This is a genomic window from Pantoea anthophila, from assembly GCF_006494375.1.
Classification (GTDB): domain Bacteria; phylum Pseudomonadota; class Gammaproteobacteria; order Enterobacterales; family Enterobacteriaceae; genus Pantoea; species Pantoea anthophila.
Genome location: NZ_VHIZ01000052.1, coordinates 25245 through 39902 on the forward strand (window position 1 = coordinate 25245; position 14658 = coordinate 39902).

Genomic DNA, 14658 nt, shown 5'->3' on the forward strand with positions numbered 1-14658 from the left:
ATTTGACGCCGTACCGGAATTACCGCAGGCTATGATTATCTGAGCACATAATGAGTGAGAAACGATGACTCTGAACCTGGTAAGTGAGCAGTTACTGACTGCTAACGGCATTAATCAGCAGGACCTATTTTCCCTGTTAGGGCAGCTTTCAGAACGTCGTCTGGATTATGCCGATCTCTATTTTCAGTCCAGCTTCCACGAATCCTGGGTGCTGGAAGACAAAATCATTAAAGATGGCTCTTACCATATCGACCAGGGCGTGGGCGTTCGCGCGGTCAGCGGTGAAAAAACCGGCTTCGCCTATGCAGACCAGATTACGCTGAATGCGCTGCGTCTCTCCTCTGACGCCGCTCGCAGCATTGTCCGTGAACAGGGCAACGGCAAGGCACATACACTTTCTGCCGTCATGAACCGTTCGCTTTACCCGGCGGTCGATCCGCTAAACAGCCTGACGCGTGAAGAGAAAATTGCGCTGCTGCATCGCGTTGACCAGGTCGCCCGTGCGGCGGACCCACGCGTGCAGGAGGTCAATGCCAGTCTGACCGGCGTTTACGAGCAGGTGCTGGTGGCTGCGACGGATGGCACGCTGGCGGCGGATGTCCGTCCGCTGGTGCGTCTCTCTGTCAGCGTCCAGGTGGAAGATCAGGGTAAACGTGAGCGCGGCGCCAGCGGCGGCGGTGCACGCACCGGTTATGCGTTTTTCCTGGCCGATGAGAATGGCGAAGTGCGTGCGGACGCCTGGGCGCGTGAAGCCGTTCGCATGGCGCTGGTTAATCTCTCTGCCGTGGCGGCCCCGGCGGGCGCATTGCCGGTGGTGCTGGGCGCGGGCTGGCCTGGCGTGCTGCTGCATGAAGCGGTGGGTCACGGTCTGGAAGGCGACTTCAATCGTCGTGGCACCTCCGTGTTCAGCGGTAAAATCGGTCAGCAGGTCGCGTCAGAACTCTGCACCGTGGTGGATGACGGCACCCTTGAAGGGCTGCGGGGTTCACTGGCGGTCGATGACGAAGGCGTGCCGGGTCAGTACAACATGCTGATTGAGAATGGCGTGCTGAAAGGCTACATGCAGGACAAGCTGAATGCGCGACTGATGGGCGTCAGCCCGACCGGTAACGGTCGCCGCGAATCCTATGCGCATCTGCCCATGCCGCGTATGACCAACACCTATATGCTGGCCGGCAAATCAACGCCGCAGGACATCATCGAAAGCGTTGAATATGGCATCTATGCGCCCAACTTTGGTGGCGGCCAGGTGGATATCACCTCCGGCAAGTTTGTCTTCTCCACCTCAGAGGCCTATCTGATTGAGAAGGGCAAGATCACCAAACCGGTTAAAGGTGCAACCCTGATCGGCTCCGGTATTGAAGCGATGCAGCAGATCTCGATGGTCGGTAATGACCTGGCGCTGGATAAAGGCGTGGGCGTCTGCGGCAAAGAGGGGCAGAGCCTGCCGGTCGGTGTGGGTCAGCCAACGCTGAAGCTGGACAAACTCACCATCGGCGGCACCGCCTGATGTGACCCCGACAACCCGCCCGCTGGCGGGTTGTCAGCTTTTGCGGTGCAGCTGATACTGTTCCGCAACCTGCTCAAAATAGCCGGTCAGATAGTCGATACAGACCTGTACCTTGAGCGGCAACTTATCCTTCTCGGTATAGAGCGCATAGACCGGTCGCGGATCGGACTGATATTGCGGAAAGAGAATATCGACCTCACCTGCGGTGATCTCATCAATCACCCACATCATCGGCACATAGGCGATGCCGTTACCGGACTTCAGCCAGCGTAGCAGCGTCAGCGAATCATTGGTGACAAACCGTCCCTGCGGGGCCAGCCGGGTGACGATGCCTTCTGGCGCAATCAGCTCGAAGTTGTTGTCGGGCCGTACGCTGTATTCCAGCCAGGAAAAGTTATCGATATCCCCCGGTTTCTCCGGCGTGCCATGCTGCGCCAGATAGCTCCTGGCGGCGCACACCACCATCGGCATCGCGCCAAGGCGACGTGAAAACAGGCTGGAATCTTTTAAGGCCCCGACCCGAATCACCAGGTCCAGACCGTCCGCGATCAGGTCCGGAGCGGGGACGCCGGTCACCAGGTTTACGCTCAGCCCCGGATAGTCGCGCAGCATATCGCTGGTCATGCCCGCTAACACGTTCTGTGCCATGGTCGAGGAGCTGCCGATACGCAGCACCCCAATGGGCGTGTTGTTAAACGCATAAAGCTGTTCATGCACCTGCGTCGCTTCCGCCAGCATACGGCGGCAGCCCTGATAGTAGATTTTGCCCGCTTCGGTGAGCCCGATACTGCGGGTACTGCGATTCAGCAGCTTAACCTGTAACGTATCTTCCAGCTTCGCGACGATCTGGCTGATTGAGGAGACACTCAGATGAAGCTGACGCGCCGCAGCGGTAAAAGAACCAAGTTCGACCACTTTGGCGAAGACAGACATGCCCTTCAGTCGTTCCATTATTTACTCTGGCTTAAAAGTGATTTAGATCACATTCTGTAGAAAACTTATAGTCAGGCGCGTTATTATAAGCGCGCCGGGGTATCTCCCGGTGACTCTTCATTGCCTGATGCCCTGTGATGATACGCTATTATTAAGCCAGCTGCGGTTTGTATCGCGCTGTCAGCTGGGTTTGCTGTGACAGCTGAAAAGGCAAAGGAGACTCCCGGCAAGGTTGAACTAAGGATTTCTGATGAGTGTGCTTCCGGTATTTGTCATGTTTGGGCTCTCGTTTCCGCCCGTATTCATCGAACTTATTCTCTCACTGATGCTGTTCTGGTTAGTGAAACGTGTGCTGACGCCGAGCGGTATTTACGATCTTGTCTGGCATCCGGCACTTTTTAATACAGCGCTTTACTGCTGTGTGTTTTACCTTGTCTCCCGTTTATTAGTCTGAGGTTTAAGTGAAAGCACTCATAAGAAAAATCGCGCGTTACGCGATTACACTCCTGCTGGTTATCATTGCTGTGGTTATCATCTTCCGTGCCTGGGTGTTCTATACCGAATCCCCCTGGACGCGTGATGCGCGCTTCGCGGCAGACGTAGTGGCGATCTCACCTGACGTGACCGGCCTGATCACCGATGTTCCGGTGCACGACAACCAGCTGGTGAAGAAGGGCGATACGCTGTTTGTGGTTGACCGCCCACGCTATCAAAAGGCGCTCGAGCAGGCTCAGGCAGACGTGGAATATTACCAGGCGCTGGTGAGTGAGAAGCGGCGCGAAGCCGGCCGCCGTAACCAGCTCGGCACCTCGGCGATGTCGCGCGAGGCGATTGAGCAGTCCAACAACGATCTGCAGACCAGCGAACATCAGCTGGCGAAATCGGTGGCGACACGCGATCTGGCGAAGATCGATCTGGAGCGCACCACCGTGAAAGCGCCCTCCGATGGCTGGGTCACCAACCTGAATGTCTATCAGGGCGAGTTCATTACCCGCGGCTCTGTGGCGGTCGCCCTGGTGCAGCAGCACTCCTACTATGTGCTGGCCTATCTGGAAGAGACCAAGCTGCATGGCGTAGAGAAGGGTTTCCGTGCGGAAGTGACGCCACTTGGCAGCAACATTGTGCTGCGGGGTACCGTAGACAGTGTGGCGGCAGGTGTCACCAACAGCAGCAGCTCGGTCGACAGTAAAGGCATGGCAACGGTCGATTCCAACCTGGAGTGGGTCCGTCTGGCGCAGCGTGTTCCGGTGCGCATCCGTCTGGATCAGCAGCCCGGCAACCGCTTCCCGGCCGGGACAACGGCGACCGTGGTCATTACCGGTCAGGCCGATCGTCAGCCTGAGCAGGTTTCACCGATGGTTCGCCTGTTTAATCGCCTGCGTGAGTTTGGTTAAGAGGGCGATATGATTGAGTTCCTGCGGTTCCCGGTAAAGCTGACCTTTGCGCTGGTGTTAGCGCTGATGGTCGGCTTTCACTTCAACCTCGAAACGCCGCGCTGGGCGGTGATGACTGCCGGTATTGTGGCGGGCGGCACCGCGTTTGCAGCGGGGGGCGATCCCTATTCGGGGGCGCTTCGCTACCGTGGCGTTTTGCGTATTATCGGGACCTTTATCGGCTGTATCGCCGCGCTGACCATCATGATCGCCACCGTTCGTGCGCCGGTTGTGATGCTGCTGCTGTGCTGCATCTGGGCAGGGCTCTGCGTCTGGCTCTCTTCGCTGATCAAAGTTGAAAACTCTTACGCACTGGGACTGGCGGGCTACACCGCGCTGATTATCGTGGTGACCGCTGACGCCAGCGGTGGTCTGACCCTGGTGCCGCAATATGCGGTCGAGCGCTGCAGTGAAATCGTGCTCGGCATTCTGTGTGCCATTCTGGCCGACATGATCTTCTCACCACGCTCGATCAAAAAAGTGATCGATGCGGAGGTCGACTCGCTGCTGGTGGCGCACTATCAGCTGCTGCAGCTCTGCGTCGCCCACGGTGACAAAGAGGAGGTCGACAAAGCCTGGAGCGCGCTGGTCCGGCGCACCACCGCCCTTAACAGCATGCGCAGCCAGCTGATGATGGAGTCGTCACGCTGGAAGAACAGTAACCGCCGGCTGCAGATGCTTAATACCCTGTCGCTGACCCTGATTACGCAGGCAGCCGAAACCTTTCTGATCCAGAATTCGCGTCCGGACTACATCCCCCCTCAGTATCGCCTGATGATTGAAAAGCCCGCCTCGACGGTTGATGAGGTGCACAAGCGGATGAAGGTGATGCGGCGGGTGATGGGGGCCAGAGATAAAACGGCCCCGGTGACGCTGAGCAGCTGGGTGGGTGCCGCGACGGAATATCTGCTGCTGCTGAAAGGCATCCGAAGTAACAGCCGGATCACGTCGCTGGAGGAGGAGATCCTGCAGCGCGAGGTGGTGATTCAGGCGCGCTCCGCCGAAACACACCATGCGATGATCAACGGTATCCGCACCTTTGTGGCGACCGCTCTGGGCTCTCTGTTCTGGCTCTACACCGGCTGGACGTCAGGCAGTGGCTGTATGGTCATGCTGGCGGTTATCACTGCGCTGGCGATGCGGATGCCTAATCCACTGATGATGGCAAAAGATTTTCTCTACGGCATGACGGTTGCGGTGCCGCTGGGCGCGCTCTACTTTATGTATGTGCTCCCCTCGACCCAGCAGAGCGCACTGCTGCTCTGCATCGCCATCGGCCTGCTGGGCTTTATCGGAGGCATCTTCATTCAGCGGCGTCAGCTCGGCACGCTGGGGGCGCTGATCGGCACGCTTAACGTGCTGGTTCTCGATAATCCGATGCAGTTCCACATCAACGTCTTTCTCGACAATGTGCTCGGCCAGGTCATCGGCTGCTTTGTGGCGATGATGGTTATCCTGCTGATTCGAGATAAATCGAAGGCCCGCACCGGCCGTAAGCTGCTGAACCGCTTCATGTACGCAGCGGTTTCGGCCATGACGACTAATCAGGCGCGTCGGCGTGAAAACCATCTGCCGGCCCTCTATCAGCAACTGTTTCTGCTGCTGAACCTGTTTCCGGGCGATATCAATAAATACCGTATTGCCCTGACGCTGATCATCGGTCATCAGCGGCTGCGTGACGCAGACATTCCGATCAACGCGGATCTCTCTGCTTATCACCGGCAGCTGCGCTATACCGCTGACCGGGTCATTTCTGCCAGCAGCGATGACAAGCGGCGCTACTATTTTGAACGCCTGCTGAAAGAGCTGGACCTCTATCAGGAGAAACTGGTCCATTACCAGGCGCCTGTCAGCGTTACGGAACCGGTAAAACGCCTGGCCTTGATGCTGGATAAGTACCAGAACACGCTCATCCAAATCTGAATCTGGCCGCTGCGATCGGCAGCGGCCTGCGCAATCCCCGCCCGTCACAAAACCTGTCGCTTTTGCCAACTATACTCTTCAGACGGAAGCGTAAAACTGACAGGAGCGAATCAATGACATCACTGCAACAGAGCGAGCTGTTTCAGACCGGCTATCTGGCAGACGGCCAGTGGCAACCGGCGGCATCCACCTTTGACGTAACCAATCCGGCAACCGGCGAGGTCATTGCGCAGGTCGCAAAAGCGGGCAAGGCTGAAACGGAACAGGCGATCGCCGCAGCAGAACGCGCCTTTCCCGCCTGGCGTGCGCAGACGGCAAAAGCCCGTGCTGAGATTCTCACTCGCTGGTACCAGCTCATCATTGAGAACAAACGCTGGCTGGCCGAACTGATGACGACGGAACAGGGCAAGCCGCTGAAAGAGGCGGAGGGCGAAGTGGAGTATGCCGCCAGTTTTATCCAGTGGTTTGCCGAACAGGCGAAGCGAGCCAATGGCGAGATCATTCCGCCCGCCAAAGCGGGTTCCCGCATCCTGGCCACCCGTGAACCGATTGGCGTTGTGGCCGCCATCACACCGTGGAACTTCCCGATGGCGATGCTGACCCGCAAGCTGGGGCCCGCACTGGCCGCAGGCTGTACCGGGATCATTAAACCCGCTAATAACACGCCACTCTCCGCCTTTGCCCTGCTGGCCCTGGCGAAACAGGCTGGCGTCCCGGATGGCGTGCTGAACGCCGTAGCGGGTGACACCCATGCCATCAGCGACGCCATTATGGCCAGCAAAGCGGTGCGGAAGATCTCGTTCACCGGTTCAACCCAGGTGGGCAAGCTGCTGATGCGCAATGCCGCCGAAACCATGAAGAAAGTTTCTATGGAGCTGGGCGGTAACGCGCCTTACATCGTCTTTGACGATGCCGACATCGATGCCGCCGTACAGGGTGCAATTGCGAACAAATTCCGCAATGCGGGTCAGGTGTGCGTCAGCGTGAACCGTTTCTACATCCACAACAGTGTTTACGATCGTTTCACCACGCAGCTGGCCGCAGAGGTGAACAGGCTTAAGGTGGGTAATGGTCTCGATGAGGGCGTGATTGTCGGGCCATTGATTGAAGCGTCGGCGGTGGAGAAAGTGGAACAGCACGTCAATGACGCGCTGGCAAAAGGCGGCAAACTGCTTGCTGGCGGCGAGCGCCATGCGATGGGCGGCAACTTCTGGCAGCCAACCGTGATCGCCGAAGCACACGAAGGGATGCAGCTCGCGCAGGAAGAGACCTTTGGCCCGGTTGCTGCCTGCTTCCGCTTCGATGATGAAGATGAGGTGATCCGCCGCGCCAATGATACGCCATTTGGCCTGGCCGCCTACTTCTACACGCAGAATCTGCAGCGGGTGTTCCGCGTTTCAGCGGCGCTGGAAAGTGGCATGATCGGCATTAACGAATGTGCCGTTTCAACCGAGCTGGCACCCTTTGGCGGCGTCAAAGAGTCGGGTCTGGGCCGTGAAGGTTCGGTACTCGGCATGGAAGAGTATCTGGAGGTCAAAGCGCTGCATCTGGGCGGTTTGGGCTAGCAGAAGGGCACGGGCGGCGAAGGTCGCCCGCAGACGGAGCATGGGAGCCGTCAGCATGAAAACCGAGCGTTTTGATTTTAATGAAATTGTCGACCAGGCCCATTTTTTCCGCCAGTTTAGCGAGCGATTCGCGCTGGATGAGCGTCGCATCTGCGATCTGGATGGGTTATGGGATGTGGTGACGGGGGATCTGCTCCCGATGCCGCTGGAGATTGAGTTCATCAATCTGGGCAGAGGACAGCGACGGCGTTATGGGGCCCTGATTTTACTCTTTGATGAAGCTGAAGAGGAGCTGGAAGGTCAGCTTCACTTTAACGTCAGATGAAAAAAGGCCCCGGCGAGCGGGGCCAAAGGGTTCGTCATGATAGTGACGAGGAATTACTTATAAAGCTGTGCGGTGATGTGGTAGTTATCACCGGTACGCGCCTCGATCACTTTATAGGCGCTGGCACCCTGTTCATCGGCTTTCTGAGACAGTTCAGCGCGATAATCCATCGGTGCGCCCGCGGTACCACTGATGGTTACGGTGCCCGCAGGCTGCAGGTTCTGCGTCTGATCGCCGGTTACCAGCTGCGCGGCGGAAGCTCCGAAAGCCATAACGGAAAGCAGACTGACTGTAGCAATGGTTGTTTTGATGTTCATGTTCGTCTCCTCATTACATTCAACAACCTGCGGTTAATCATTGGTGCGGGTCGTCGATATTTTCAACGCCATAAGGCGTCATCACAGTGAATTATTTATACAGCTCAGCGGTCACATGCCAGGTGTTGTCCTGGTTGTTTTCGATGATGCGATAGTGGCTTGCGCCCTGCGCATCCGCTTTCTCCGACAGAACCTGACGGATATGCGTCTGGTCGCCGTTACGGCCCGCAATGCTGATGGTCTGGTTCATTGACTGCAAACCCTGCGCCTGTTCATTAGAAACCAGGCTGGCGGCACTGGCACCTGCTGAAAACAGGGCGATGCTCAGTGCAGCGATGGCAAGTTTGGTTTTCATTTTCTGCTCTCCTGAAATTCTGCTTACGCTCTCCGGCACGCGGCTTATCGCATCAGCCGGAGTGGGGCGACGCCTTAGTTATAGAGCGCGGCGGTCGCGTGATAATTGCCGTTGTTGTAAGCCTCAATGACGCGATAGGCTTTTGCGCCCTGCTGATCGGCTTTGTCGCTCAGTTTCTGTCGGATATCCATCGGTGAGCCCGCTACACCGCTGACACTGATGGTGCCGACAGCCTGCAGATCCTGTGCCTGAGAGGCGGTGATAGATTCTGCTGCCACAGCACCGAATGACAGGGCAGAGAGCACGCTAAGAGCAGCGATGGTAGTTTTTACGTTCATGAAATTTTCCTCGTCGTCTGTTTTTATCTTTTTAGTTAGTGTGATTTGCATCACGAAAAGAAGTATAGGACTAATAACGTCAGAAATTAATACCGCGCTAATAATGTTTTTTTGTGATTCTTTATCCTTATGGCTACTTTTAATAACCGGACGTTATAAAAACAGGGTGAAAAATGAGCTTTGAGCGTGTTTTAACAGCAGAAACAAGGGGATAAATGACTTTAACGTTTCGTGCGAAAGAAGGTGGTATATCGGGCTGGTGTTTGATCTGGATCCGGGCAATGCGGCCGGATTAGTGATGTAAAGCAGTGTAAAATAGCGCAAAAGGTGAAGCAGACGACGCTATCTGACCACCAGCCTGCTGCCTGAAAACGGGGGCAAGCCTCGCAGAACGGCAGTCACGAGAGGAGCGCGTAACGGGAAGAGGAGAAGCGCAAACCGCAGAGAAAGCGCGGGCAGAGAGATGAACTGACGACCAGGCGCAGGATGGCCGGCCGCCAGTCAGCGATCAGAGTTCCTGTTCAAACAGGTTGAGGATCGCGCTGTGCAGTTGCTTGACCGTGAAGTCACGCGCACGGGTAATAAAGATGGTGTCATCCCCGGCAATGGTGCCAAGAATTCCTTCCGACTTTCCTAATGAATCCAGCAGGCGTGCAATCAGCTGTGCTGCGCCCGGACTGGTGTGAATGACCACCAGCGCATCGTTGTAGTCGATATCCAGCACCAGGTTTTTTAACGGGCTGGTGGTCGTCGGCACACCCAGCTCGGCAGGCAGGCAATAGACCATTTCCATTTTGGCATTACGGGTGCGCACTGCGCCAAACTTGGTCAGCATCCGCGAGACTTTGGACTGATTGATATTTTCAAAGCCCTCATCCTGAAGCGCCTGAACAATTTCGCCCTGGGAACTGAATTTTTCTTCTTTTAATAAGGCCTTGAAAGCCTTGATCAGATCGTCTTGTTTCGATGGGTTTCGCATAGGTTACCAATAAATAGAAAGAATAACCGCGCATCCGCCCGCGGCAGAGTGGTGATTATGCATTTAAATGCATTTTTATGCAATCGGTCGATTGATGAGCAGGGTTCGGGCGGCTAGCGGGCGGCGATAATAGCAAATAAATCCCTTCAGACCAAAACCCCTGTCACAGCCCCGAAAGGCGAAGGTTGCAAAGTTGTTATACTATTGGTGGTGTAGTAACAGAAAACGAACATAGCCGTTCTCTGTCTGACGACGGCACGGTTGTCGGTCATTCAGGCGACATGATAAGTAACTTTTGAATCCGGCGATTAAGTGTGAAAACACGTAGAATTAACAGCGGATTATCATTATCGCCTGAGCAGTTGATTAAGGTCTGACACAGATAGAATTTCGGCCCATCTCTGCCCCACCTTAATAAGGAGTCAAGAATGAAAGTTGCCGTTCTCGGTGCCGCTGGCGGCATAGGCCAGGCGCTCGCACTTCTGCTCAAAACCCAGCTTCCGGCAGGTTCAGCACTCTCACTGTATGACATCGCCCCGGTGACACCGGGTGTTGCCGTTGATCTCAGCCATATTCCCACTGCCGTCACTATTGAAGGGTTCAGCGGAGAAGACGCGACGCCAGCCCTGAAAGGTGCCGACGTGGTCCTGATTTCAGCAGGTGTCGCACGCAAACCCGGTATGGATCGTGCGGACCTGTTTAATGTTAACGCCGGTATCGTCCGTAACCTGATAGAACAGGTGGCGGCAACCGCGCCAAAAGCCCTGATCGGGGTGATCACTAACCCCGTCAACACCACCGTTGCTATCGCGGCGGAAGTGCTGAAAAAGCATGGTGTCTACGATAAGAACCGTCTGTTTGGCGTCACCACGCTGGATATCATTCGCGCCAATACTTTTGTCGCGGCGCTGAAAGGCAAGCAGCCTGACCAGGTTGAAGTACCGGTGATTGGCGGCCACTCTGGCGTGACCATTCTGCCGCTGCTCTCTCAGGTCAAAGGAGTGAGCTTCAGCGATCAGGAGGTGGCGGATCTGACCAAACGTATTCAGAACGCCGGCACCGAGGTCGTGGAAGCCAAAGCCGGTGGCGGTTCGGCCACGCTGTCGATGGGGCAGGCAGCTGCGCGTTTCGGGCTGTCACTGGTACGCGCGCTGAATGGCGAAGCGAACGTGGTGGAGTGTGCCTATGTGGAAGGTGAGGGCGAACATGCGCGCTTCTTCTCACAGCCGCTGCTGCTGGGTAAAAACGGGATTGCTGAACGCAAGCCTATCGGTACACTCAGTGCGTATGAGCAGCAGGCGCTGTCAGGCATGCTGGAAACCCTGAAGAAAGATATCGAACAGGGAGAGGCGTTCGTTAAGCAGTAGCAGACGTCACTGACTGAAAACGCCCGGCTTTGGCCGGGCGTTTTGCATTCATGACAATATCAAATCAGAAGCCTCTGACCGCCACTGAGACGTTCAGAGTACAGGGAATACGGGCAGAAGAGGAAAGCGTCCCGCGCCATGGACGGCGCGGGCCGAGCGGCCAGGGATTGGCTTTAGCGCCTTTCCGATCTGCCCGTGTTCCCTGTGCAGGCTCGATCTCACCGCGACTCCCCCTGTACTTCACGTCCCCGACTCTGCCAGGCATGCTCTCTTACAGGCCACCCGATTTATAGGCACGGGCCGCCGGTGTCCCGTTACTGGCAGGCAGCTTCTTACCCAGGGTCTCCATGCGCATCTGGAACGGCGGGAACGGCATCTCAATACCGTGCTGCTCAAATCCACGCAGGATGAGCTGATGCAGCTCGTGACGCAGGGGCATACGATGTCCCATCTCAGCGGCATGCACCCGGAGTTCAAACAGCTGAATCCCCTGCTGCAAATCGACGAGGAAGGCTTCCGGCTGCGGTGTATCCAGCACATAACTGCAGCGTTCCGCCGCCTGCGTCAGGATGGTGGTGACCTGTTCGCTGCTCACTTTGGCCGGGGCCGGGATGGTAAGCACCACACGCGTAACGGAATCGGAGAGCGACCAGTTAATAAACTGTTCGGTGATAAAGGCCTTATTCGGCACGATAATCTCTTTGCGGTCCCAGTCGGTAATGGTGGTAGCACGAGTGTTGATCCGCGTAATGCTGCCGGTCAGGTCGCGAATTGTCACGGTGTCGCCAATACGAATCGGTTTTTCAAACAGGATGATCAGGCCTGAGATAAAGTTGGCAAAAATCTCCTGCAAACCAAACCCCAGTCCCACACCTAATGCGGCAACCAGCCACTGCAGCTTCGACCACTCGATGCCGATCATGGAGAAACCAATGAGTCCGCCAATCAGCAGCAGCAGATATTTGGTCAGTGTGGTGATGGCGTAGCCGGTGCCCGGCGTCAGATTAAGATGCTGTAACAGCGCCAGCTCAAGCAGGGCTGGCATGTTGCGCACCAGCTGAGTCGTGATGATAAACACCAGAATGGCAATCAGTACCGACCCCAGGGTAATCGGCTGAATCGACTCCACGCCCTGCACGGAGGTACTGACATCCCACAGCTGGATATTCTCCAGGAAGCCGAAGGCCGAGTGAATTTCAGACCACAGGACAATCACCGAGACCAGGGCGATCAATGTCAGAAGGGATCGCACCAGCCGCAGCGACTGCGCACTGATCGCATCCAGGTCGATCACCGGCTCCTCGACTTCAATCGCGTCGGTGTTCTGGGTGCCTTGCTCTTTCTCTTCTTCACTGCGCGCCCGGTTCGCCAGCATATCGGCACGGCGCTGACGGGCGCGATCAAAGCCCAGACGCCGCCGCTGAATCAGCATCCAGCGGCGAATGATGTGATAGATGACCAGCAGCAGGAACCAGATAGCGACTGAGGTTTCCAGACGGGCCAGCAGCGCCTGCGCAGTCGCCAGATACCCTACGGCAGAGGCGAGGGCTGCCATCAGCGGCATGGCGATCATCATGTTCCAGAGCATCCGGTTCACTATGTTATCGCCGTTTCCCTCTTTATCGAGATAGAGCGGGATGCCGGAACGCTTCAGGCTGACGGTGACGATGCTGATGGCCCCGCAGATCAGGATGAAACAGAGGCGGCCCAGCGATGCTGAGAACTTCCGGTCTTCAAGATTACCAAAGGCGATAAGCAACATGATCAGCGGCACAATCAGCCCGATACTCAGCGAGTAGTAGCGCATGGCGCGCGCGACCCGGTTCTGCGGCCAGCGGAAATGGACGATGAACAGTCCGTTGGGGCGGGCAAAGGCGGCGCTGATCATGAATGCCCACAGCAGCGGCAGCGTGGCGGTAATGCCATCACCAATCGCCACTGCGATAGGGTAGGGCCAGGCGTTCTGCAGGCCATACCCCAGCGTACCCCACAACACCGGCAGCGGCAGCGCCACCAGAATCGACCAGAACACGGTGCGGATGGTCAGACGAAAGCGATCCTGTGTCACTTTGCCGACTTTGCTGGCAGAACGATCCAGAAAAGCATTGAAGTGGCGGCGCGAACTGATACTGAAGCCAACCAGCAGCAGCGCACCAATAATTGGCAGCACCGTGTTGCGACTGGTAAACATCATTGCTATCGCTTTCCCAAGCTGACCCAGCGTATCCAGCGACAGCAGTCGGGAAAGATCTCTCGCCAGGTCCAGCGGATAGCTCAGCCCAATCGGGCTGACGTCGGCGGTCCAGAAGAGATAGCGGTGCGTCGCATCTTTGACTTCACTGAGCGCATCCTGAAGCTGAGTATTGCCGACCTTCAGCTTGGTGATCTCCAGAATCAGCGTGTCACAGCCGGAGATCAGCGAATTGAGCAGTTCACGCTGGGTGCGGAGTTGCGCATCGAGGATACGCTTCTGCTCGGCGGTAAAGGGCTGACCATTGGCCTGATGCCCCTTACGCAGGGTTTCCTGCTGCGCCATCAGATCTTCGTAGTAGAGACGCTGCACGCGAAGTTGCGCCATCTCGCTGTCAATCTGCTGGGACTTTGGCATCTCGGGCAGTCGCGCAACCTGTGCCCGCAGCGCTTCACCCAGCAGGTTAGAGGCACCCAGCCACTGCGACTGCTCACGCAGCGTCGAGAGAGCCTGACGAACCTGAATGATCTGGTTAGTGGCGAGACGCTGTTGCGACGCGACCAGATCCATCCGCTGCGCCTGCTGATTCAGAGCGACAGAGAGTTCACGGTTAACCCGGAACTGATCGCTGATGTCCTGCGGCAAATCACCGCTGTTTTCTGCCAGCTGCTCGGTGCGGGCCAGCGCAACTTCGGCTTCGCGTTGCCGCTGGTCATTGAGTTGATTGCGCAGCGCCTGCAGGTAGTTATCCAGCTGCGTTGCTTTACGCTGATGGGCTTCCGCCCGCATCCGCGCCAGTTCCTGACGGTTATTGGCAGAGAGTTGTGCCAGGTCAAGCTCATCGACGAGTGCTTTATTCGCCGCATTTTCCGCCTGGCGAGCCGCCAGCTGAAGCTGCCCCTGCGGTGAGCTGCTGTTGCTGGCACTCTGCAGACGACGCTCACTCTCCGTCATCGCCCGGCGGGCATCCGTCTGCTGCTGCGGCAGTTGCGACAGCGAATCACTGATTTCCCGCGCCCGATCCTGCTCCTGGCGCGCCTGCCGCCCCTCTTCCAGAAGCTGACTGCTGACCTGCAGGATCTCCTGATCCAGTTCGGCGCTGCTCATATTACTGCGCACTGTTTTTCCGCTGTCGCTGAGCGTGGCGATCTGCTGACGCAACTCCCGCGCCAGACGCGGAAAATCATCAATGACCTGCTGATACTGCGCTGCGCGCTCCAGGGAGTCATCACGTTCAGAGAGGAAATTCAGGGCGGCTTCAATCGACTGGATCTGCTCTGCCTGCGCGGGCGAGCTTTTGGCCGATTTTATCTCTTCCAGCTGCTGTTTGAGCTGGCTGGCGTCAGGAAGGCTGGCCGCAAAGGCCGGGCTGCTGAGCCAGAGGCTCAGCAGCAGAAGGAGAATCGAACGCACGGAGGACAC

13 protein-coding genes are annotated in these 14658 nt (G+C 56.9%); 7 read left to right on the top strand and 6 right to left on the bottom strand.

All coding sequences use genetic code 11. The annotated features are described in order from the left end of the window. Positions 1 to 64: 64 nt before the first annotated feature. Complete coding sequence (gene tldD, locus FJW00_RS15425) at positions 65 to 1510, top strand: metalloprotease TldD (RefSeq protein ID WP_009087505.1); 1446 nt, start codon at positions 65 to 67, stop codon at positions 1508 to 1510. Between the two features lie 33 nt (positions 1511 to 1543). Here the strand turns inward: tldD and aaeR are convergent, their stop codons facing one another. Continuing rightward, positions 1544 to 2461 (bottom strand): HTH-type transcriptional activator AaeR, encoded by a 918-nt coding sequence (gene aaeR, locus FJW00_RS15430; RefSeq protein ID WP_009087503.1) that lies wholly within the window; start codon positions 2459 to 2461, stop codon positions 1544 to 1546. 232 nt (positions 2462 to 2693) lie between these two features. Here aaeR and aaeX point away from each other — a divergent pair, with 232 nt between their 5' ends. The 5 genes from aaeX (at position 2694) to FJW00_RS15455 (ending at position 7689) form a co-directional block, all read left to right on the top strand. Further along, entirely contained in the window at positions 2694 to 2897 is a 204-nt protein-coding gene (aaeX, locus tag FJW00_RS15435) for a p-hydroxybenzoic acid efflux pump operon protein AaeX (RefSeq protein WP_009087501.1), read from the top strand. A 7-nt stretch (positions 2898 to 2904) separates the two neighbouring features. Further along, positions 2905 to 3837 carry a p-hydroxybenzoic acid efflux pump subunit AaeA gene (gene aaeA, locus FJW00_RS15440; protein ID WP_009087499.1) on the top strand — a complete coding sequence of 311 codons (933 nt, stop codon included), beginning with the start codon at positions 2905 to 2907 and terminating at the stop codon, positions 3835 to 3837. A 9-nt stretch (positions 3838 to 3846) separates the two neighbouring features. After that, positions 3847 to 5799 carry a p-hydroxybenzoic acid efflux pump subunit AaeB gene (aaeB, locus tag FJW00_RS15445; protein WP_140924852.1) on the top strand — a complete coding sequence of 651 codons (1953 nt, stop codon included), beginning with the start codon at positions 3847 to 3849 and terminating at the stop codon, positions 5797 to 5799. A 113-nt stretch (positions 5800 to 5912) separates the two neighbouring features. After that, the gene (locus FJW00_RS15450; RefSeq protein ID WP_140924854.1) at positions 5913 to 7364 is read left to right on the top strand and encodes an NAD-dependent succinate-semialdehyde dehydrogenase; all 1452 of its coding nucleotides are present in this window, start codon (positions 5913 to 5915) and stop codon (positions 7362 to 7364) included. A gap of 55 nt (positions 7365 to 7419) precedes the next feature. Beyond that, entirely contained in the window at positions 7420 to 7689 is a 270-nt protein-coding gene (locus FJW00_RS15455) for a barstar family protein (protein ID WP_009087492.1), read from the top strand. 53 nt (positions 7690 to 7742) lie between these two features. Here the strand turns inward: FJW00_RS15455 and yhcN (FJW00_RS15460) are convergent, their stop codons facing one another. The 4 genes from yhcN (FJW00_RS15460) to argR form a co-directional block, all read right to left on the bottom strand. Beyond that, positions 7743 to 8006, bottom strand: a complete 264-nt coding sequence (gene yhcN / locus FJW00_RS15460; RefSeq protein WP_009087490.1) for a peroxide/acid stress response protein YhcN — start codon at positions 8004 to 8006, stop codon at positions 7743 to 7745. A 91-nt stretch (positions 8007 to 8097) separates the two neighbouring features. Beyond that, positions 8098 to 8361, bottom strand: coding sequence for a YdgH/BhsA/McbA-like domain containing protein (locus FJW00_RS15465; RefSeq protein ID WP_009087488.1), 264 nt, complete (start codon positions 8359 to 8361; stop codon positions 8098 to 8100). A gap of 74 nt (positions 8362 to 8435) precedes the next feature. Then, on the bottom strand, positions 8436 to 8699 hold the full coding sequence (yhcN, locus tag FJW00_RS15470; RefSeq protein WP_009087487.1) for a peroxide/acid stress response protein YhcN: 264 nt from the start codon (positions 8697 to 8699) through the stop codon (positions 8436 to 8438). 508 nt (positions 8700 to 9207) lie between these two features. Beyond that, the gene (gene argR / locus FJW00_RS15475; protein WP_009087485.1) at positions 9208 to 9678 is read right to left on the bottom strand and encodes a transcriptional regulator ArgR; all 471 of its coding nucleotides are present in this window, start codon (positions 9676 to 9678) and stop codon (positions 9208 to 9210) included. 428 nt (positions 9679 to 10106) lie between these two features. Between argR and mdh the strand changes: the two genes are divergently transcribed. After that, the gene (mdh, locus tag FJW00_RS15480; protein ID WP_009087483.1) at positions 10107 to 11045 is read left to right on the top strand and encodes a malate dehydrogenase; all 939 of its coding nucleotides are present in this window, start codon (positions 10107 to 10109) and stop codon (positions 11043 to 11045) included. 271 nt (positions 11046 to 11316) lie between these two features. Here mdh and mscM read toward each other — a convergent pair whose 3' ends face one another. After that, on the bottom strand, positions 11317 to 14649 hold the full coding sequence (gene mscM / locus FJW00_RS15485; protein ID WP_046102617.1) for a miniconductance mechanosensitive channel MscM: 3333 nt from the start codon (positions 14647 to 14649) through the stop codon (positions 11317 to 11319). Between the last annotated feature and the right edge of the window lie 9 nt (positions 14650 to 14658).

Excerpts from the sequence above, each read along its gene's own strand:
- FJW00_RS15465 (WP_009087488.1), bottom strand. The coding sequence starts at position 8,361 with ATGAAAACCAAACTTGCCATCGCTGCACTGAGCATCGCCCTGTTTTCA.
- argR (WP_009087485.1), bottom strand. The coding sequence starts at position 9,678 with ATGCGAAACCCATCGAAACAAGACGATCTGATCAAGGCTTTCAAGGCC.
- tldD (WP_009087505.1), top strand. The coding sequence starts at position 65 with ATGACTCTGAACCTGGTAAGTGAGCAGTTACTGACTGCTAACGGCATT.
- aaeR (WP_009087503.1), bottom strand. The coding sequence starts at position 2,461 with ATGGAACGACTGAAGGGCATGTCTGTCTTCGCCAAAGTGGTCGAACTT.
- yhcN (WP_009087490.1), bottom strand. The coding sequence starts at position 8,006 with ATGAACATCAAAACAACCATTGCTACAGTCAGTCTGCTTTCCGTTATG.
- aaeX (WP_009087501.1), top strand. The coding sequence starts at position 2,694 with ATGAGTGTGCTTCCGGTATTTGTCATGTTTGGGCTCTCGTTTCCGCCC.
- aaeB (WP_140924852.1), top strand. The coding sequence starts at position 3,847 with ATGATTGAGTTCCTGCGGTTCCCGGTAAAGCTGACCTTTGCGCTGGTG.
- yhcN (WP_009087487.1), bottom strand. The coding sequence starts at position 8,699 with ATGAACGTAAAAACTACCATCGCTGCTCTTAGCGTGCTCTCTGCCCTG.
- mdh (WP_009087483.1), top strand. The coding sequence starts at position 10,107 with ATGAAAGTTGCCGTTCTCGGTGCCGCTGGCGGCATAGGCCAGGCGCTC.
- FJW00_RS15450 (WP_140924854.1), top strand. The coding sequence starts at position 5,913 with ATGACATCACTGCAACAGAGCGAGCTGTTTCAGACCGGCTATCTGGCA.
- FJW00_RS15455 (WP_009087492.1), top strand. The coding sequence starts at position 7,420 with ATGAAAACCGAGCGTTTTGATTTTAATGAAATTGTCGACCAGGCCCAT.